The following is a 19,295-nucleotide window of genomic DNA, read 5'->3' as shown; positions in this document are numbered from 1 at the left end:
TTATTCAAGGCCAATAGGTCGTGTCACGTCCCAAATTGAGACGTGGCACGGATTAATACAGCGGCAATGCGTGCGTAGCTCAATGGATAGAGCACCTGACTACGGATCAGGAGGTTGGGGGTTCGAGTCCCTTCGCGCGCACAGTTGAGAGCTCCTCACCTCCGGGTGAGGAGCTCTTCTTATTCCATGGCACTGACGATCCGGTCCGCCTTTGATCCGGGCGTAGTGCCGTCCAGCGGAGTCCGCTTCGTCTGCGTTCGTGCCCGTTGAATTGCAGAAAGGCATCCAGCTTGTCCTTCCAATCGGCCATGGCAACGACGTGGCGTCGCTTAGCTTGGTCCTCAGCGAAGTCTAGGTACATGGTGTCGATGCTGTTCAGCGCCTCCAGTTCTTCGCTCGTCAGGTAGTTTTGCCCGTGACTACGTCGCCTTCGCGCACTCGGCCGCCAGCCCAGTTGGTCAGTCCCATGTTGGGTGCAACCGGAGTCACTCCGGTTCTCGATAAGCTCGGCTGCCGTCTTGCCGGTCACTGCCCACAGCCTCTTGTTCTGCACCGCCTTGAAGAAGACACTCGCACCATCCGGCTTCGGGTCGTAGTCAGCGGCGGGGGCTTAGAGGTCCAGCACCTTTTGGTAGAAGCGCTTCTCGCAGACACGAATGTCCCGGATGCGTCCGAGGCACTCGTCAAAGTAATGCCACTGCTTGGCATCCCTGAGCTCGGCATCGTCCATGGCGAAGCCCTTGACCAAGTACTCACTCAGTACGGTGGTGGCCCACCGGCGGAACTGCACACCGCGGGCCGAACGCACCCGGTAGCCGACGGCAAAAATGACATTGCGGTTGTGATGCTCCATCTCACGCGCAACCTCACGATCGCCCTCGTTTTGAACTATCCGGAATTTCCGGATAATTGCGTTGAAATCCACCTCGCCTCGGTGATGACGTTCTGGATGTGCTCGTTGATGATGCGCACATCCTTCCCGAACAGCTCAGTAATTCCGCGCTGCGTCAACCACGCCGCACCTGCACGTGCACCTGACCGTCGTCGCTCGTGTAGAGCACCGGTTCACCAGCTATGCCACCCTCTCCGCCCCCTTGTTCAGTCATCTAGACCCAACTCCTTCAGGTAGCCGGCCATGCGGGCACGAATTTCCACCAGCTCGGCTTCGATCTGCTCGATCTCACTCTGCACGGCGGCTACGTCAATCTCAGACTCGGCCGCAAGGGTGCCAATGCAGCGCGAGATGTTGAGGTTGAAATCGTTCTCGCTGATCTCCTCGCGGGGTACTAGGCGCGAGTACCCTTCAGATTCCGTCCGGCCGCGGTAAGTCTCAACGATCCGCTTATGGTGTTCCTCATCGAGCAGGCTCCGGGCCTCGATCGCGGTAAAGTCCCGGCTGGCATCAATGCACAGGACATCGTCTCGGCCCTCACTGGAGCCCCCTATTTTTCACGCGAACGGTCAAGGATGAGGATGGCGACGGGAATGCCGGTGGTGGTGAACAGGTTCGCCGGCAGTCCCACCACCGTGTCCAGCAGGTTTTCCTCGATCAGCGACTTCTTGATGCGTCTTTCGGAGCCAGCTCGGAGCAACACGCCGTGCGGAACAATCAACGCAACCCGGCCGGTCCGCCGCCGTCGTCGTCGTCGTCGTGCTGATTCGATCATGTGCAAAATGAAGGCCGTTACGTGTCAATTACGTGTGTCTAACCACCGGCAGAGGTTGCCCCGCTGCGGCAGCAGTGAAAAGCTCAAAGCATGACCAACTCTGAAGACTTCGACGTAATCGTGATCGGTGCCGGCGCTGTCGGCGAAAATGTGGCGGATCGCGTGGTGCAGGCGGGGCTGTCGGCAGCGCTGATAGAAGCGGAATTGGTGGGTGGAGAATGCTCGTACTGGGCCTGCATGCCGTCCAAAGCCCTCCTCCGCCCGGGCACCGCCCTGAAAGCAGCAACAACAGTTGCCGGCGCACGGGAGGCGGCCACGGGCTCGCTTGATGTCGAGCAGGTATTGGAGCGGCGCAACCAATTCACTTCCAACTGGGACGATGCTTCGCAAGCCGACTGGGTCAGCGAGAGCGGGATCACCCTCGTCCGTGGAACGGCCCGGCTCACGGGTGAGCGTTCGGTTGAGGTGACCCGCGACGACGGCGTGACTTCCCTCCGGGCGCGGATTGCCGTTGTCCTTGCCACCGGCTCCTCCCCCATAATCCCCCCGATTGATGGCCTGGACGCCGTCGACTTTTGGGGCACACGGGAAGCAACCTCGGCAGCCCTCGTGCCGTCGTCGCTCGCGGTTCTGGGCGGCGGTGTTGCGGGCGCCGAACTGGCGCAGGCCTTCGCCCGCCTGGGCGCAAAGGTGACCATCATCGCCCGGGGCGGCCTTCTCTCCAACTACCCCAAACCCGCGGGGGAGCTGGTGCGGAAGGGCTTGGAGAACGACGGCGTCGAGGTCCTGACCGACACAGCCACCGAATCGGTGCGGCAGTCGGGTGATGGCACGGTAACGGTTTCCCTTGACGGTGGCGCCACGGTAACCGCGGAAAAGCTCCTGGTCTCCACCGGGCGTCGTCCTGCCCTTGCTGACCTGGGACTGGAAAAGTTCGACCTTGACCCCACGAAGCTGGTCATCGACCCGTCGGGCCGGGTGCAGGGCGCCGGCTGGCTCTACGCGGTCGGTGACGCGGCGGGCAAGGTCCTACTCACGCACCAAGGGAAATATGAAGCCCGAATCACCGGTTCGGCGATCGCGGCGCGCGCGGCCGGGACCCTCGGGAACACGGTCCAGGACTGGAGCGCCTACGCGGCCACCGCCGACCAATACGCCGTCCCGCAGGTAGTTTTCACCGACCCCGAGATCGCCATGACCGGCAGAACCCTGAAGCAGGGGCAGGACGCGGGCCTCAACGTCAGCGAAACGTCCCTGGAGATCGCTGTGGCCGGGTCGGCACTACATTCCGACGGATATCAGGGGTGGGCACAGATGGTGGTCGATGAGGACCGGAAGGTCCTCATCGGCATGACCTTCGCTGGCCCGGACGTCGCTGAACTCCTGCACGCCGCGACCATCGCGATTGCCGGGGAAGTTCCCCTGGACCGGTTGTGGCATGCGGTACCCGCCTACCCGACCATCAGCGAGGTCTGGTTGCGGCTCCTCGAACAGTACGGCCTTTAGGCTCGCTGCACCACGAAGTCCGTCATCACGGCGTCGCGCCCGTCCAGTTCCGCCCAGCGCCGATCGTGCTGCAGAACTGACAGGCCCGACGTCGGGTAGTGGGTTGCCATATCCATCACCGCACCCTCGTCGGAGTCCACCGAGGCCAGGCGCATCGCCAACTCCTGGACTCCGGGCATGTGAGTGATCACGAGGAGGCTGGTGACCGTTTCCGGAACGCGATTGACCAGCGACAGGATGGTCGTTGCGGGGGCCGAGTACAGCCGCTCTTCAAGTTTGGGGGTTGGAGCCTTGTCCCCTAGTTCATAGCAGATCCAGGTACAGGTCTGGCGGGTCCGGAGGGCGGAGGAGCAGAGAATGAGGTCCGGAACGGCGTCGTTCTCCACCATCCACTGGCCAGGTAGCGGAGCGTCCCGGTGTCCGCGGGTACTCAAGGGGCGCTCGAAATCCTCGACGTTGCGGGGCCACTCGGATTTGGCGTGACGCAGCAACATGAGCCGTTTGAGGTGGTGGGATGCCATGGCCGAAGTCTATGGGGTTTTTCCTGCAGGATGGTCACGCTGCGGGGCCAACAGAAAGAGCGGTTTCCCGGCTCTCGCCCCGGGAAACCGCCCCGATCTGTGGGTCAGCGGTCGGTGTTCCGCTTCGGTCGATGCCACCCAGACTGGCAGAGGCGGAGGCGGCGAGGTTCGTTGGGGAGTCCCTCAGCCGCCTCCGGCTCTATGCTTCAGTGCTAATGTCCGCACCGACCTGGGAGTTTCTTCCCTGCAATCAACCTATGCTGCGAACCCCCAACAACCACTACGCAGGTACTACCCGACTTTGAGTAATTGGTACGTAGTTACTACTCGTCTTGCAGACCATGACTACTTGGTTCGCTTTCGGATGTCCTTGCGCGAAGGCAATCCCAGCTTCGTAAGAATACTTTCCACGTGACCATCCACCGTTCTGATCGATACCCCAAGCTCTTTGGCGATCTGTTTGGCAGTCTTTCCGGCTGCGATGTCCGCGGCTATAGTCGTCTCGCGCGGGGTGAGTCTGGTGGCCTGCCGGAGCGCTGCCAGTTGTGGGTGGAGGCGTTGCAGTTCAGGATCAAGTAGCGCCAACAGCTTCGACGCGCTGCGGACCACCTTGCCCTTCGACCCCGGAGTCTGGGTCAGCAGCACCCCGAGGCACACTGGAACCAGTAACTCCTGACCGCGATCAAGGCACAGCTCGGCGGCCGCAACCAGGTCGGCGGCGCTCCCCCCGGCGAGCGCGGACAGCACCGCCTGTAGGCCCTGCGCGCGCGGGTCGGCGAGCCCGGCAGTCTGTGCGATGGCGACGTCGATGGCCCCAGCCACACCGGCCTGCACCTCAAGCACACTGAGTTCAGCACGGATCTGGGGATTCGCTGCCTCAGGCGTCACCGTGGTCGGCTGACGCGTCGATGACCCGGCCGAATCGCCCACTACAGCCATATAGGCTTCGGCAAGCATCCTGCGTTCGGGCGGCCCCAGGTGGGTGAGCCGGCGGTACTCCGCCACGTAGTTTCCCAGACGCGCGTCGCCAATGAGCCAGGAGGTGTATGCGGCAAGCGCAGTGGCGAGCGGCCTGAACCGCTTGATGTCCCGTTCACGGAGGACAACAACTGCTGTCCCGAAGTGGGTCAGCGCGCTCAGCGGCCGGCCGCGACGCAATGCTGTCAGGCCCTCGATCAGCTCCCAGAAACCAATGAACCGTTTGACCCAGGGCGCCCTACCGTCCGCGACCTTGGCTTGCAGGGCTGCCAGGTCCTCCCAATAGCCACCTCCGGCCAGGAGGAGCATCAGCCGGACCAGGATGTATCCGCCGTAGTTGCGCAGCGGCTCATGAATAAGGACGAGGTCAAGGGCCAGCCCCAGTTCTTCGGCCGCAGCCGAAAGATCTCCGCGACGGTACTGGAGTTCACCAGCAACGAGGTGCCAGCAGACTGCCTCCCTGGTCTCATTCGGCACGCCGACCACCTCCACGACAGGCCGTTCGGGGACGGTCCCAGCTGCAAGTTGTTGCAGCTCACGACCGAGCCGGGTGATCAACGAGCTCTCGAAGGTGTCCCCGGCGGGGTCGACCTCAGCCCGCCGTCGGACCGCTTGGGTGAGCGCTGACGCACCCATCCCGGTGGCGAGATTGATCTGAAACGTGAAGTGGACTACCGAGGTCATGATCTCCGGTTCCAGGTCGCTGAGGACTAGGCGTCGGAGTCGGGGCAGCGCAAGGTCAGTTCGCCCGTCATAGAACTCGGCGCGGGCCCGCTGCAGTTCGGCGGCCGCGGCCAGACCGGCCGGGTCCGTTGCGACGTCGGACGGCAGCAGGTGCAGCAGAAAGTCGGCGGTGTCCGGCTGGTCGAGACGATTGGCCATGGCGGCAGCCGTGAGCACTTCGGTGTCATCGACTGCGACGCCCACTGACAGCCTCCACATCACCCGGAGAATAATGCCCGGCGTGTTGGTGAGATCCGTGAGGTGCTCGTGGACGTTGTCCCAGAGCCGACGCGACCGGAAGGGCTCAACCCGCTGCCTGATGGCGGCCCCCAGGATTGGTGGCGCGGCGCGCAGCCAGATCTGACCAGCGTCCTCCGCATGGGACAGGGCGCCCTCCAGCAGCAGGGCGTTGATAGGCTCCGCACCCCACAGTTCGACTGCCACGTCGACGGGTATCTGGTGGGCGAGCGCAACGGTCAGGAGGACGTCAGTCTCCTCGGGCCCATAGTCGGCGATCAGGCTGAAGATCCGTTCAGCAATCCGATCGGTCAGGCGCAGCTCGCGCGGCAGAATCCAGACGCCGTCGCGCAGGTGGATCAGATCCTCCAAATCCCTGTCCCGTGTCACCAATTCCAGCAAGACTGGGCTTCCGCCGATCGCGTCGCGCACCAGGATGCTGGACAGCATCGGGAGCGTCGCGCCGAGGATGGAGGCGAAGTACCCCTTGATGTCCGCGGGCCCCAGCACTGGGATCATGACTTCCTCGATGAAACCGTCTGCCAGGGAGAGTTCAAGGTCCAGCGGAAGCTGGCTCCGGGGGCCACAACGGATCAGCAATCCGATGGTGGGGGATTCGGCGAGGCGCGTCAGTACGGCGATGCTCGCCGTATCAAGGTGTTCGGGACCACGCACCACCACCACGCAACTCTTTCCCTCCGAGAGGCGCTGGATGCGGTCACGCACCGCGGAGAGCACCTCCATCTCGGAGCTGAAGTCGATGTCCGGCGAATCCTGGAGGAGCGGGGCCAGCGGGGCATAAGCCAGACCCGCGAATGACTCGGTTCCCTGCACACCGACCGTGTAAAACGGATCCGCCGACGCCAGCATGCGCGCGAGCAGGAAGTCTCCGCCGAAGACCGTTGACGTGGTGAGGAGCAGGCCCCCGGAGCGGGACGTTACCAGTTCCTGTCCCGCGGCATCAAGAACTTCGTCAAGGGCGCTTCGTTGGCGCTCACCGTCGGGGGACGAGGTGTTCATACCCCGCCCGATTCGGTGGCGTCGTCGGACGGCTGGAGCGTCCGACGTAACTGCTCGCGGGTTGAGACACCTAACTTCCGGTACGCGTTCTGCACATGACGCTCGGCGGTCCGCGGAGAGATGCCCAGCGCTGCGGCGATCTCGGAGTTCTTACTGCTGGACATGGCTAGGTCAACCACCTGACGTTCACGCCGGGTCAGCATCTCCGTATCCGCCGGCATCTCCGGCCGCGCCTCGGAGCCGGGCACCAACTCCTGGGCGGCGCGCTGGATCTCCGGCTGCCTGATCCGCCCCGCCGTGCGTGATGCCAGGGTCGCCGCAACCGTCGACAGCCCAGTGTTTCCTTGCCTGGCCGCACCCTGCGCTGCCCGCACCAGCGTGGCAGGCTCCCCAGTCAACAGTCCGTCGGCCAGCAGGCCAAGCTGGCGGGCGAGCGCGCCCGTCGTCGACCTGGCACACCGATCAAGGCGCTTGAGGTCCAGCTCATTAAAGTCATCGCCCGAGCTGGGATCGGTGTCGCCCTCACCCTGCAGCAGCACCAGGGAACCGAGCGCGAACAACTGCAACCCAAACAGGCCGGTAAGCCGCCGGTCGCCCGCCAATTCCTTGAACTGGGTGACCATGTGATCAACCGTGTCGTAAACAGTGAACAGGTCGGCGCACCGTTCAAGGAACCATCCGAACAGGTCGGCGGAGCTCGCCGTGCTCTGCTCGCCGCCGACGACGCCGGCCCGCGGCTCCCGGGCGATCAGCCGGGGAAACAACAGGGTCGACTGCTCACCAAACAGCAAGCGGCCCGGTCGGCGCAGTATGTTCTGCGTGAGAAGGTCGCTGAGAACCCGCCATTCACCGTTAAGGAACAGCACCCGGTAGAGGGCCGTCTCCCCGATTTCCCGCACGACGGCGGACCGCACGGTTCCAGCGACCAGCCCGTATTCGATGGTCAGGAGGCGGGCGCGTGCCGAATCGCCGCAGGCCGCGTAGGCCTCCGCGGCGAGCATGGTGACCAGGTAGCGGGACTCTAAACTCACGGGGAGAGTGATGGTGCGATACAGCTCGAGCATTGCGCGGTAGTTCCCGGTCCGCCGGTGGGCCAGTAGTTGCGCCACCGCGTCCCCCGCCACGTCCTCCGCCGCAGCCCCCCGGGAAGCGAAGACCGACCGCACCAGCCGGCTCAGCGCCGCTTCATCCGCGGCCGGTGCGGTGGGCGCCTCTGACGCCCGGGTCTGACGGGTCAGCACGCGCTGCCCCTCCTCGACCTGCCCCAGGAACCAATGAGCCTCCGCCCGCATGCGGACCGACAGCCCGGTTCGCCTCTTCACAGCGGAAACCAGGTCGAGGGCGATGCGCGGCGAATAGGCGCGTAAAGCGTCGTCGGCGGCGGCGAGCAGGGCCGAGTCTTTGACCTCGATGCCGCGTTGGAGTGCCCACACGATGTTGGCGCCGGGCGGCCGCGCTCCGCGTTGCGACATTCCGGGTTCAACGATGGTCGCCCATACTTCACGGCTTCTGGCGTTGCCCAGCGTCTGACGCAGAATGTGGGCCAGGCCCTTGCTGTGCAGCCAGTAGGTGTTCCCCCCGTCGCGGGCCTCCACCATCCCTTCGCGCTGCAGACGCTCCAGGGCCTGCATGTCGCAATGGCGTGCCAGCACATCAATGTGGACGGAGCCAGCGGCGGCTAGCACCTCAAGTGCGGCCCGCTCGTCGGCATTAAGTCGTGAATACAGGACTGCCAGCCCGCTGCGGAGGGAACCACTGGTGAAGGGCTCGGCATAGTGGGCGGTGGTCCGCCACAGTCCGTCCACGTGAGCAATGTTGCCGTTCTCCCGAGCGTGGGCGGCGAGCATCGTCAGGATTCGCCCGTTGCCTCGGGAATGCGCGTGAAGTGAGTTGGCAACTGAAGTGGAGACCTCTCCGCCCAGAAATCGTTCGATGACAGCTCTGCCCTCTTCGACAGACAACGCGGTGAGGGTGAGTGGTTCCATTGCCCCGCTGTTCACTGCAGCTCTGATCTCAGGGCTGTCGTCGACCCGGTTGCAGGAAACCAGCAACGTGACCGAAGGCAGGTCCAGCACCATGGTGCATAGGGCCCTGGTCTGCGGATCGAGGAAATCGAAGTTGTCGATAAGGAGAATCACCGGGCGGTCCGCAGCAAGCTCATGAAGCCGGGCGGAAAGCAGCGCGAAGACGGTCGCTGGGTGGGGGACTCCCCCGGTACCGAACCCGACGAGATCTCCTAATGCCAGATAGGCGGTTTGGCTACCCCTGGGCGTCCCTCGGAGGCGGACGATGTTCCTGTCGGGCTCTAGCGCCCGCGCTGCCACCCTGAGTGATTCAGTCTTTCCGGACCCAAACTGGCCCTCGACCACCACTGACACCCCACGCCTGAGCAGCTCCTCCAGTTGTGTCATCAACTGGCCTCGGGTTCTGTCACTAGTCATACCTGTCCCCAATGTGGCGAGTGCTCGAATGGGAAACTGGCAACTACTACCGCTTCGTTACATATTAACCCCAACACCCGCCGGGGCGCAGGGAGTAGTGAAATCGTCCGCTTCTACAGCCACTGGTCACCTGGCGCATCTGATGGGGGGAGGACTGGCATCCAACAGTCACCCCGATGACGGGATGGCCAAATGCCAGCAACTACTACTGGCGTTTCGCCCACTACACGGAGGCTGGCCCTTTACCCGTCGAATGCAGCCGGTCGAGGCCGATTAGATGGAGTATTCCGGTGCCGCCCAGACAATCACTTCGGGGTGCTCGTAGAACCGGTAGCCCTGTCCCCTGACCGTCCTGACGGTGTTAGCTAAGCGACCGAGCTTTGAGCGCAACCGACGGATGTGGACGTCGATGGTGCGTTCGTTGGGCACCTCTTCGGCGTCGCGCCACAGTCCGCTGAGGAGTTCCTCCCGGCCAACAGTGCGGCTCGCATTTTCGACCAGGTAGTTCAGGAGTTCAAACTCCTTGAACGTGAGGTTCAGGGTGTCGCCGTCGAGGTGAACTTCCCGGCGGGACAGGTCAATGAGAACGCCGGTCGGGCGCGGTGCGGCGGGCAGCGCTGATTGCGCCGGAGCACGGCGTGTGACTGTCGGATCGCCGAGGGCCCGGCGGACGACGTCGATATCGCTTCCCGTCGCGTCGGCCGGCGCCAGCGCTACGGCGGCGTGGCTCTGAGCCTGAGGAACAAGTGACCGAACATGGGCCCTGACATCCTGCGCTAATTTGGTCAGCGTTGTGCCGCTATCCGCAGCGGTCTCCTCATCCAGAGCGACGTAGAGGACGAATCCCCGCGCGGTGGTGTCTCCTGAGACTGACTGCGGGCCCGGAACGCCGTTGGGTGTGACCACGGGCGTTGGCGCCGTGTCAGGGTGGCCGCTATCCACGGCGCCGGGCACTGCCTGAAGGGGTCGGTACCGTGACGGCGGCTGGTCCTGTGCCGGGACTTCGCCGTAAGGGACGAAGGATGGGCTCGGTTGGTAGGACCGGCCCTGGGAGTTAGCGCGGGTCTGCGCACTACGGAGGGAAATGTGGACGTATCCAGATGCTACTGACATGTGTGGCTTGCCTCTACGTGGATGGCCGTCATCACGGCACGAATGCGGGGGTATGCCCGGTCGGGATGGCTTCATGGAGCCCGCCGTTGGGCTAAAGGGGCGTACGGGTCTGGGTATGCCGTTACGCGTGCATTCGACACCAGTGCATTCCACGGGCAGGCTGCGTGCCTGCTGCGGAAGCTGCGACTGGAGATGCCGATGAGTGGGTAAACACATTACAAATTATTGCACGTCACATTCCTTTACGCACAAGTAACAATGCTGCGCGAGGCGATGCGAGGGCCAAATGACTGCTAGACAGATCGTCCTCGGCGGTCGCTAAGCAGGCTTCGAATGTGCCGGTTCGTCTACCGAATATGTTCTGTCGTCACCATTCGTCTAGTGGTACCACGCAGATCGAGCACCAGCCATCGCGAACCTCGGTCCGGTGAGGAAATTAGACATCGGGGAGCGACATACCCCTCACTCAGGCCGAGGTTGACCCCCGCAGTCCGGGTTGCTCACCGGAAGGGGCCAGAAGCGGGGCGACTAGCCGACCACGCCGTACAAGCGATCGCCGGCGTCGCCAAGACCGGGCACAATATAGGCGTTTTCGTTCAGTTTCTCGTCGATTGACGCAAGCACGATGGTCACGTTGGCGTCCTCGAGCTCGGCCTGCAGTGCCGCGAGGCCCTCCGGGGCGGCCAGAAGGCAGATGCAGGTGACGTCGGCCGCTCCGCGCTTGAACAGGAACTTGATCGCCTCGCGCAGGGTTCCACCGGTGGCAAGCATCGGATCGAGAACGAAGATCTGGCGGCCCGTCAAGTCATCAGGGAGCCGTTCGGCGTAGGTAATCGCCTCGAGGGTTTCTTCGTTGCGGGCCATGCCCAGGAAGCCCACCTCGGCAGTGGGGACCAACCGGGTCATGCCCTCCAGCATGCCCAGGCCAGCCCGGAGGATCGGGACCACCAGCGGCGTGGGCTTGACGAGCCCGGTCCCGATCGTGGTGGTGACCGGCGTTTCGATCTCGACCGGTTCCACCCGGACATTGCGGGTCGCCTCGTAGGCAAGCAACGTGACCAATTCCTCGGTCAACTGCCGGAACACCGGCGATGCAGTGTTCTTATCCCGCAGGACGGTGAGTTTGTGAGCCACAAGGGGATGATCTACAACCAGTACGCGCATAGCTCAAAAGTATCATTGGGGGTATGCCGCCAAACCCCCCGCCCACCGACCCGCTCCATTCCGAGTGGATGGCCCTGGCACTGGAAGCTGCCCGCCGGGCACTGGCGACCGCGGATGTGCCGATCGGCGCCGTCGTCGTCGGTCCGACAGGCGAAATCCTGGGCACCGGGTGGAACGAGCGGGAGGCAACCGGCGATCCCACCGCTCACGCGGAGGTGCTGGCGCTCCGGCGGGCCGCCGCGGCAGTCGGCGGCTGGCGGCTGGAGGGCTGCACCCTCGTCGTCACGCTCGAGCCGTGCGCCATGTGCGCTGGCGCGTCGGTGCTGGCCCGCATTCCGCGGGTGGTGTTCGGTGCCTGGGATGCCAAGGCGGGCGCCGCGGGCTCGGTGTTCGACATCCTGCGGGAACGGCGGCTCAATCACTGGACCGAGGTCATTCCCGGGGTGCGGGGCGACGAATGTGCCGACCTGCTACGGGCCTTCTTCGCGTCGCAACGTCCCACCCGGAAAGGCAGCACGAGGCGAACCGGCGCAGCAGCTGGGAAGTTTCGCTAGGCGCTGAGCCGGTATCGTTCGCGGCAAGTAGTGCGTAGGCTGACTAAATCCGGTAGAGCCGCATAGTTTGAAGGAGTAGTCGATGACCTCGCAGCAGGACGGCATGAAAGAATTGAACAAGGTGCTGAAGGACGCTGACATTGCGATCCTCACCACCATCAACGGCGAAGGCCAGCTGGTCAGCCGCCCGCTGGCGGTGCAGAAGGCCGAGTTCGACGGCGATCTGTGGTTCTTCACTGATGACCCCTCTCCCAAGGCAGACGAGATCCGCGCGAACCCTCAGGTGAACGTGTCGATCAGCAGCGGCAAGGGTTACGTCTCGATCGCCGGCACCGCATCCCTCACCAAGGATCCGGCCAAGATCAACGAACTGTGGAGCGCTTCGGTGGAGCCCTGGTTCGAGAATGGCAAGGAGGATCCGTCGGTCGCCTTGATTAAGGTCGACGCGGACACCGCCGAGTACTGGACGCTCGACTCCCCGAAGATCGTCTCAGCGTTCAAGATCGCCAAGGGCCTCGTCACCGGCGAGCGCGCCGATCCGGGCAAGAACGACGTCGTTGAGCTCTAGCGTTTTGGGCCTTGGGCCCGCCAGCCGGTAAAGTAGTCGCGTTGGTGACGTGTCCGAGCGGCCGAAGGTGCAACACTCGAAATGTTGTTTGGTGAAAGCCAACGTGGGTTCAAATCCCACCGTCACCGCGTAATGGCAAGGCCTCTGTTTCCCTGAAATAGCAAGGGAAACGGAGGCCTTACCCATAACTACTGCGAGTAGGTTGCCCACATTTTGCCCACACTCGCCTGCGAAACTGCTTGATCTAGAGCGACGGCCACGGCGTCGAGGTCGTCAGCAAACAAGTCGGAATACACATCGAGAGTCATGGCAGCGCTGCTGTGTCCCAGCATTCGTTGTACCGCCTTAACGTTAGCCCCGGCGCTGACAGCAAAGCTAGCGGCTGAGTGTCGCAGATCATGAGGCGTTATCTTTGGGATGCCCGAACGTTTTATTGCGCCGGCAAACCATCCACGGCTGTTCTCGCTAGCTCTCGTTGCCTTCAAGTAGCCGCCGTCAGCGCCTGGAAACAGCAGGCCCTCCCTGCTTTTACCTTCGCACTGTTTCGCCAACGGCACCGACAAGAAATTCGGGAATGGCACAGTGCGTCTCTTGTGATTCTTGGGTGTCCCCACCTCAATCTTGGATCCCACCTCAACCGCGTTCTCAGTGACATTTAGCCGCCGTTTGAGCATGTCAAGGTCTTTGACCCTCAACCCAGTCGCCTCGCCCCACCGAAGGCCGCAGTACGCCATGACCAGAACGAGTGACCCATGCTTCGACTCTGCCGCAAGCGCATGCACCTGCTCGTGCGAAAGATAGACGTGCTCTTTCCGACCCTTCCTCGGTAAGTTCACGCCCCGCGCAGGGTTAGACAATATGCGTCGGTCGTCAACCGATTCGTCCAGCAGGGCTGCAAGGACTCCATAGGCGCGGATCACCGTAGTCGCACTCTTGGGTTTCCGTTGACCACCGTCCCCCCTGGTCAACTCTGAGATCCACGTTTGAACGGCAGTTTTGCGAATGTCAGCGACCGCCTTCGCGCCCCAAACCGGTTCGACGTGAATGCGCCAAGCGATCTCAACCGGTCGATAAGCGGATGGCTTCAAATGCGTTTGCCTAGCCAGCCACGCCGGCCCCAGTTGACTGATTGTGGCCTTCGCCGCAGCAGGATCTATGTATTCACCTTTGAGCTTGGAAACTTCAACGGATGCAGCGAAATTGTCCGCATCCCGCTTTGTCTTGAAGCCTCGCTTGTCTGTTTGTCGACGCTCTGGAGTCCTGTACCGCACGCGGTAGCGTTTCCCGTTGGCCGTCTGATACGGCTCAATCGTTGCCATTGGTGCGCGCCTTCAGTAGCCGCCTACGTTCTTGGATATCGGACAGTTCCTGAAGCAAATCGCGAGTTACCCGACCGGCCGTTTGAGCGTTTGATAACTCACTTCGGCGCGAGTCTCTTTCTGCCTCCAGCGTCTGTCCCCACAACAGGAAACACTCTTGAGCGAATGCGTCAAGGGTCATGCCCAACCTCTTGGCGGCACGTTGATCAACAAGGCCTTGGTTTCCCCGCACGTATTCCCAGTTCGCTGCACGTCCTTGCAATCCAGAAACCGTGTCCAGGAACCACTTCTCCATACCGGATCTAACGTCACTGGTCGGAAGGAACACTTGCTCCCCGGCAAAGGCCGACCGAATATACCCAGCCGGAATGACCAAATCAGGAGTCACTTCAAGATCGCCCGATTCCGGTACCAGATCGGCAAGTCGCGCTGGTCCGTTTTCCGCAGCCAGAGCCTGACAAACGATGATCAGGGTCGCCAATGCCAACGGCTTTTTCCCGTTCTCGAACTCGACCACGCGAGCCGTCGTCCATTTAAGACCCAGCGAACTTGCTCTTTTAGCTACATCTTCGAGGGTTAGGCCACCAGCTAACCGCATCTGCTTTGCGCGCCGGCCAACCGCCGTTGCCAGCTTTTCGGAATTACTCACACAGCTGAGCCTAGTCCATTTTTCGTCTACTTGACATGCTTCTAGCTTTTGATAGATGGTTGCTCATGTTGTACTAATTTCCGTCTACTTCAGAAACGGCACACATCATGCTGACGCCAGCAGTTCTTACACCACAGGAAACAGCAGACCTATTGAGCACAAACGTCGCGACGCTGGCCCAGCTTCGCTACGCCGGAGGAGGACCGCGCTATATCAAGCTCGGTCGATCAGTGCGCTACAGAAGCAGCGATATTGAGGATTACCTGCGCGGGAACACTTACGAACGCACCGACCGCCAGGTTGTGCAGAAGTGACCCGGTTCACGGCTACTGCTCATGCAGTAAGCCACCGCGCTGATATCGACTCGTGGAGTTGGAGCATATCGATCACGGATGCCCAGGGCGCTCCCGAGCAAGTTTTCGAAATCCTCGCACTCGATGGTGATGCGGTTTTCCTGCCGAGGTTGCGAGATCTGCTGCATGCTCGTGGCTATCGGATGGACGGCTACTGGAAACCCACCCCCGGCGGCTACTGCGCCGCCTTGATCAGGGACTGCGATTATCAGCCGCCCAGCTGGGCCGGCCCCCGCCAGCAGGCTCAGATAGTTGCTGCTGAGGGTGAGCGCTATTCGGGCATCCCTGTTTCGTATCGGACGCAACTGTATTCCGAGGACTGGCAGAGTGATTCCGAGGATGCCGGCTCTACCTTTTGCGTGGAGCTGAGCCAAGTGGACAGGTTCAAAGACGGCGAAATTCTCCGAGGCTTGCCGCGTATTGGAGTCCGGGCCGATTCCTACGGTTTATCGGGTGAGCAGGTTCGCCAGCTCGTGCAAGCGCTGCGCTCTGTACAGGAGTTCTTGCCCGAGAGGAAAGCCGCATGAGTGAGGACATAAAGACTCCCAGCCGGCTGAACCTCGCTGCTGAGTCAACCTTTTTTCAGGAGAACAACCCCGGCCCCTATCCGGTATCGGTGCAGCGAAACTCTGAAACGTCGAGGTACTGGCGGTTCGATGTATGGCACCACCTTGGACAGCCATCCAAAACCAAGACGCTATTTCTAGCCGGCGATCTCCCAGACCTACGACCAAAAATTGCTCGAGTTCTTCAGGAGATGGGCTTCAGTATCGATGGATCTTTGAGCTACACCCCCAACGCATTCGAGGGCTACGTTGTCGTTGCCAGGAACGGAGCACGCACGTGAAAGAGCAGCAGCTAAGGGATCTGCAACGACAAGTAGAAGCAATGCGGCAGGCGTTGAATGAGCTGGCTCAAAAGCTCCCTGACGAAATAGCCAAGCGTGACCAGCAGGCCCGTAGACCACCTTTCGGTGTGTTTGCCGGCGGACTGCAAGTGCGTGGAAATGGAGCAGACAGGGTGAATCATTACATCGGGCAGTTGGGTCTTTCCGGTCACGAGGAATACCGGATTATGGCCGAAGTAAGCACGCTGACCCAATCTCAGGCTATGGACTATTTGGCCGATCTCTACCAGAAGCACGGCAGGCCCAGCACGTGACACCAGCAGATAACAACGACCCCTTCCAGTACGGCGGCTGGACCCCTGACGGCTCATTTTCAAACCTGCCCGACGACTTTTCAAACCTGCCCGACGACCTGACCAGCTTGGACGATCCAGACGCCGCCGAGCCACAGGCCGAACCGTCAGCTGAAGATAGGGCCAAGGGTGCCAAGGTCCAACCTCCACGAGGCCCGAGCCAATCGGCGCAGCTCGTGGAGATTGCCCGGTCCCACTACCGCGTGGTGAAAAGCACCGAAGGTAAGGTCTACGCCATCGAGCACGACCGCCCCGGCATCGCCCTTGATTTGCGCGGCAAAGCCGGCCTACGCCAACGCATCGGAAAGTTTTACTACGACACTAAAAACAAAGTGGCCTCTGACACCTCACTCAAAGAGATGCTGAATGTACTCGAAGGTGACGCACTGACCGCCGAGGAAGTGCCGGTGTTCCTCCGATTTGGGAAGGTGGACGGTTCAATCGTGATCGACTCAGGTGCACCCGAGGGCAACGCTATCGTGGTCAGTTCCCAGGGCATCGAGTTGGTGGAGCAGTCCCCGATCCTTTTCAGGCGCTCTAGCCTGATCTCGCCCATGCCCAAGCCTGTGATCGATCCCGCCGGCGGCATGGTTGGGCTGGATGGATTGCGCGCCCTGATCAACGTCTCCGAGGAAGGTTTTCGCCTCTTGGTCGGCTGGATGGTCGCGGCCTGCATACCGGAGATCCCGCACCCGTTCTTAGCTCTCGTCGGCCAGCAGGGCACAGCAAAGACCACGGCACTCAAAATGCTGATTACCCTCATTAGTCCGTCGCCGGCCCCTGTTGGGTCGGCCCCCACGACTCCCGACGATTGGGCGGTAACCGCCTATCAGGAGCCAGTGATTGGACTCGATAACGTCTCCCATTTGCCGCCGTGGTTTCAAGATGCCCTCTGTAAAGCGGTGACCGGCGACGGGTACAAGAAGCGCGAGAAGTACAGCGATCTAGACGTGACAGTGCTGCATTTTCAGCGAGTGATTGGCATGACCAGCATCGACCCAGGCGGGTTGCAAGGCGACGTAGCAGACCGTTTGCTGCAAGTGGAACTAGACCCGATTCCTAAGAGCAGCCGGCGCACTGACCGTGAAGTATCCCAGCAGTTTGAGCAGGCACGGCCCAGTGTGCACGGCGCCATTTTGCTGCTGCTCTCGAAGGTGCTTGGAGAGCTGCCCGGTGTGGAGCTGGACGAAATGCCCCGCATGGCCGACTTTGCGCGTGTCCTCGCAGCACTGGATAACGTTACCGGCTGGGCCACGCTAAACAGTTACCTCAGTGCCACCGAGCACGTTGCAGCAGACGTAATCGAAGGTGATCAGTTCGCCAGCGCCGTTCGGGATCTCGTGGAAAGCCAGCATGTCTGGAACGGCACCAGCACTGAGCTGCTTGCCATGATCTCACCGGATAAGCCGCCGCGATCATGGCCCAAGACGCCGAGCAGGGCAAGCGGCCAAATCAAGAGGATCACGCCGGCCCTTGCTGCTATCGGGATCTCAGTATCTGAACCGCAGCGCGAGGCCGGCACCGGAAAGCGGCGCTTCACGATCAGCCGCACAGACACGCCATTGTGCGCGATTTGCAACGGAGAAATGAGCCGAGCGCTTACCGATCAAGGCGAATCAACTCACCCCACCTGCTATGAGCCCAACGAACTGATACCGGAGTACTCCTGATGAAAATGAGCACCACCACCGACGTCCAGCGCTGGGAAAAGGCGATAGCTGACTTCACTGAAGCACTCCACCGCCGCGGATATGCAGAGGCCACCATTGAGCAGCGGATAAAAAAAGTGCGCGCTCTCTCACGCTCTGTGGGTGTGGGTCCGTGGGCAATGGAACGTGAGCAGCTGGAGGCGTGGATTGATGCTCGCCCCACCAAGGAAAGCCAGCGCACCTACCGTTCCGCGCTCCGTGCGTTCTATCGCTGGGGCTATCAAGCCGGCAGGGTGTTCGAAGATCCAGCCGCCGAGATATCCCACCGCACGCAAAAGCTGAACGTACCGGTTGTCTGGGCCAAAGAGCTACAGCAGTACCGCTCATATCTTCGCGCGGCAGGTAGGCCAGAAACGACCGTCAGAAAGCGTATGGATTCGCTGAACCTGCTCGCACGGGAGGCAGTAGCCGGCCCCTGGTCGATAGCATTTGATGATCTCGTGGAATGGATGCAGGGCAAGCGGTGGGCCACCGAAACCCGCAGAGGCTACCGTCAGACGCTGCAATCGTTCTACTCATGGGCTGTAGCCACCGGGCGTGTTGACGAGAACCCGGCTGCACTCTTGCCCCTGGTCAAAGCCAGCTTGCCCAGTCCCCGGCCCGTTCCAGAGGATATCTACCGCGCCGCACTGGATCAGGCGAATGAGCGTGAACAGCTTATGCTCCGACTCTCAGCAGAGATAGGGATGCGCCGTGGTGAAGTGGCTGAAGTGCATAGCCGCGATCTGATCGGCTCAGCAGACCTATGGCAACTCGTAGTCCACGGCAAGGGCAGCAGGGACAGGCTGATACCCCTACCAATCGGGTTAGCCATGATGCTCCGCAACCTGCCCGCCGGCTATGCCTTCCCTGGTCAGATCAACGGCCACCTATCGCCGCGCAGAGTCGGTGAGCTGGTATCAGCACTGATGCCTACCGGCACCACCATGCACGCCTTGCGCCATCGGTTCGCCACGCGCGCCTATGACGTGGGCCGCGACGTGTTCACTGTGCAGAAGCTACTAGGCCACGCCTCACCCGCGACGACGCAGCGATATGTAGCCGTCACTGACAACGCCATGCGCACCCTGATCCAAGCCGTCAACGTTGCGTGAAACCGCCGGCCCTCTTGCCGCCGGCTCGAATCGCTAACGCCCCATTCGTCCAGCTGTGACGCTCAGAGCCATGTCTGTGACGCTCGATCTAATCCTTGCGTCACAGACATAACCGCAGGTCAGGCCAAGGTTTGTGACGCTGTGACGATTGTGACGGCACTCCCACCAAACTATAAACTCTGAGCGCTTTTCGATGCCCCATTTTCCGTGGGGCCGTTCGCTGTCCACCCCGCGCCACCGTGGAAATATCCCCCCATCTCTCGTACAAAAATGGAGAAAAACGCGTGACTTCTTTACCCATTTTTGGGCATGACAAAGCGGCGGCACTTTCGTGCCGCTGGTGACACTCACCTTAGTGTGGCTGTGCGACTCCGCGCAAGCTCACTTTCGCCAAGGCACTTCCACGGTAGACCCCCCTTTTTTCTGACAGTGTTTTGAGACTGGGAGATCCACGCCTCCCCTTTCTCTCCCCACCCTCA

18 protein-coding genes, 2 tRNA genes and 2 pseudogenes are annotated in these 19,295 nt (G+C 61.8%); 11 read left to right on the top strand and 11 right to left on the bottom strand.

The window, feature by feature from the left end; all coding sequences use genetic code 11:
- Positions 1–68: 68 nt before the first annotated feature.
- Positions 69–141, top strand: a tRNA-Arg gene (locus tag ACX80O_RS03435).
- Here the strand turns inward: ACX80O_RS03435 and rhuM are convergent.
- The 4 genes and pseudogenes from rhuM to ACX80O_RS03415 form a co-directional block, all read right to left on the bottom strand.
- Positions 107–853 (bottom strand): annotated as a pseudogene (rhuM, locus tag ACX80O_RS03430) (RhuM family protein). The gene ACX80O_RS03435 and the pseudogene rhuM sit on opposite strands and share 35 nt — an antisense overlap.
- 35 nt (positions 854–888) lie before the next feature.
- On the bottom strand, positions 889–1,011 hold the full coding sequence (locus ACX80O_RS03425; RefSeq protein ID WP_459332540.1) for a virulence RhuM family protein: 123 nt from the start codon (positions 1,009–1,011) through the stop codon (positions 889–891).
- A 216-nt stretch (positions 1,012–1,227) separates the two neighbouring features.
- A pseudogene (locus ACX80O_RS03420) lies at positions 1,228–1,446 on the bottom strand (N-6 DNA methylase); the annotation flags it as partial.
- Positions 1,443–1,673 carry an N-6 DNA methylase gene (locus tag ACX80O_RS03415; protein ID WP_459332539.1) on the bottom strand — a complete coding sequence of 77 codons (231 nt, stop codon included), beginning with the start codon at positions 1,671–1,673 and terminating at the stop codon, positions 1,443–1,445. The pseudogene ACX80O_RS03420 and the gene ACX80O_RS03415, both read right to left, overlap by 4 nt.
- 84 nt (positions 1,674–1,757) lie before the next feature.
- Here ACX80O_RS03415 and ACX80O_RS03410 point away from each other — a divergent pair, with 84 nt between their 5' ends.
- The gene (locus tag ACX80O_RS03410) at positions 1,758–3,173 is read left to right on the top strand and encodes a dihydrolipoyl dehydrogenase family protein (protein WP_459305807.1); all 1,416 of its coding nucleotides are present in this window, start codon (positions 1,758–1,760) and stop codon (positions 3,171–3,173) included.
- Here ACX80O_RS03410 and ACX80O_RS03405 read toward each other — a convergent pair.
- The 5 genes from ACX80O_RS03405 to upp form a co-directional block, all read right to left on the bottom strand.
- Positions 3,170–3,694, bottom strand: coding sequence for a SixA phosphatase family protein (locus tag ACX80O_RS03405; protein ID WP_459305809.1), 525 nt, complete (start codon positions 3,692–3,694; stop codon positions 3,170–3,172). The genes ACX80O_RS03410 and ACX80O_RS03405 overlap by 4 nt on opposite strands.
- Positions 3,695–4,039: 345 nt before the next feature.
- Positions 4,040–6,652, bottom strand: a complete 2,613-nt coding sequence (locus ACX80O_RS03400; RefSeq protein ID WP_459305811.1) for a helix-turn-helix transcriptional regulator — start codon at positions 6,650–6,652, stop codon at positions 4,040–4,042.
- A complete protein-coding gene (locus ACX80O_RS03395; protein ID WP_459332538.1) occupies positions 6,649–9,063 on the bottom strand; it encodes a helix-turn-helix transcriptional regulator in 2,415 nt (804 codons plus the stop codon). The genes ACX80O_RS03400 and ACX80O_RS03395 overlap by 4 nt, the downstream gene beginning before the upstream one ends.
- A gap of 303 nt (positions 9,064–9,366) precedes the next feature.
- Positions 9,367–10,206, bottom strand: coding sequence for a winged helix-turn-helix domain-containing protein (locus ACX80O_RS03390; protein WP_459332537.1), 840 nt, complete (start codon positions 10,204–10,206; stop codon positions 9,367–9,369).
- A gap of 528 nt (positions 10,207–10,734) precedes the next feature.
- On the bottom strand, positions 10,735–11,370 hold the full coding sequence (gene upp / locus ACX80O_RS03385; protein WP_459305816.1) for a uracil phosphoribosyltransferase: 636 nt from the start codon (positions 11,368–11,370) through the stop codon (positions 10,735–10,737).
- A 23-nt stretch (positions 11,371–11,393) separates the two neighbouring features.
- On the opposite strand from upp, the gene tadA reads away from it, so the two are divergent.
- From tadA to ACX80O_RS03370, 3 genes are all read left to right on the top strand, one after another.
- A complete protein-coding gene (gene tadA / locus ACX80O_RS03380; protein ID WP_459332536.1) occupies positions 11,394–11,924 on the top strand; it encodes a tRNA adenosine(34) deaminase TadA in 531 nt (176 codons plus the stop codon).
- 82 nt (positions 11,925–12,006) lie between these two features.
- Positions 12,007–12,492, top strand: a complete 486-nt coding sequence (locus ACX80O_RS03375) for a pyridoxamine 5'-phosphate oxidase family protein (RefSeq protein ID WP_459305818.1) — start codon at positions 12,007–12,009, stop codon at positions 12,490–12,492.
- Positions 12,493–12,535: 43 nt separating this feature from the next.
- Positions 12,536–12,620 (top strand) — tRNA-Ser (locus tag ACX80O_RS03370).
- Positions 12,621–12,680: 60 nt separating this feature from the next.
- On the opposite strand, the gene ACX80O_RS03365 is transcribed toward ACX80O_RS03370, so the two are convergent.
- Positions 12,681–13,811: a site-specific integrase gene (locus ACX80O_RS03365; RefSeq protein ID WP_459332535.1), complete on the bottom strand. Its 1,131-nt coding sequence runs from the start codon at positions 13,809–13,811 to the stop codon at positions 12,681–12,683.
- Entirely contained in the window at positions 13,798–14,460 is a 663-nt protein-coding gene (locus ACX80O_RS03360) for a helix-turn-helix domain-containing protein (protein ID WP_459332534.1), read from the bottom strand. Before ACX80O_RS03360 ends, ACX80O_RS03365 begins: the two co-directional genes overlap by 14 nt.
- Before the next feature lie 107 nt (positions 14,461–14,567).
- On the opposite strand from ACX80O_RS03360, the gene ACX80O_RS03355 reads away from it, so the two are divergent.
- From ACX80O_RS03355 to ACX80O_RS03330, 6 genes are read left to right on the top strand one after another with little or no spacing between them, the layout of a single operon-like run.
- Complete coding sequence (locus ACX80O_RS03355; protein WP_459332533.1) at positions 14,568–14,774, top strand: helix-turn-helix transcriptional regulator; 207 nt, start codon at positions 14,568–14,570, stop codon at positions 14,772–14,774.
- Positions 14,771–15,340: a hypothetical protein gene (locus ACX80O_RS03350; protein WP_459332532.1), complete on the top strand. Its 570-nt coding sequence runs from the start codon at positions 14,771–14,773 to the stop codon at positions 15,338–15,340. Before ACX80O_RS03355 ends, ACX80O_RS03350 begins: the two co-directional genes overlap by 4 nt.
- A complete protein-coding gene (locus tag ACX80O_RS03345; protein ID WP_459332531.1) occupies positions 15,337–15,660 on the top strand; it encodes a hypothetical protein in 324 nt (107 codons plus the stop codon). Before ACX80O_RS03350 ends, ACX80O_RS03345 begins: the two co-directional genes overlap by 4 nt.
- Positions 15,657–15,974 carry a hypothetical protein gene (locus ACX80O_RS03340; protein WP_459332530.1) on the top strand — a complete coding sequence of 106 codons (318 nt, stop codon included), beginning with the start codon at positions 15,657–15,659 and terminating at the stop codon, positions 15,972–15,974. Before ACX80O_RS03345 ends, ACX80O_RS03340 begins: the two co-directional genes overlap by 4 nt.
- Positions 15,971–17,683, top strand: a complete 1,713-nt coding sequence (locus ACX80O_RS03335) for an AICE element replication initiation protein (RefSeq protein WP_459332529.1) — start codon at positions 15,971–15,973, stop codon at positions 17,681–17,683. The genes ACX80O_RS03340 and ACX80O_RS03335 overlap by 4 nt, the downstream gene beginning before the upstream one ends.
- Complete coding sequence (locus tag ACX80O_RS03330) at positions 17,683–18,816, top strand: site-specific integrase (protein WP_459332528.1); 1,134 nt, start codon at positions 17,683–17,685, stop codon at positions 18,814–18,816. The genes ACX80O_RS03335 and ACX80O_RS03330 overlap by 1 nt, the downstream gene beginning before the upstream one ends.
- The last annotated feature ends 479 nt before the right edge of the window (positions 18,817–19,295 follow it).

It is taken from the genome of Arthrobacter glycogeni, from assembly GCF_054511155.1.
The sequence above is the reverse complement of the archived record's forward strand: the minus strand, read 5'-3'. Positions and strand labels throughout refer to the sequence as shown.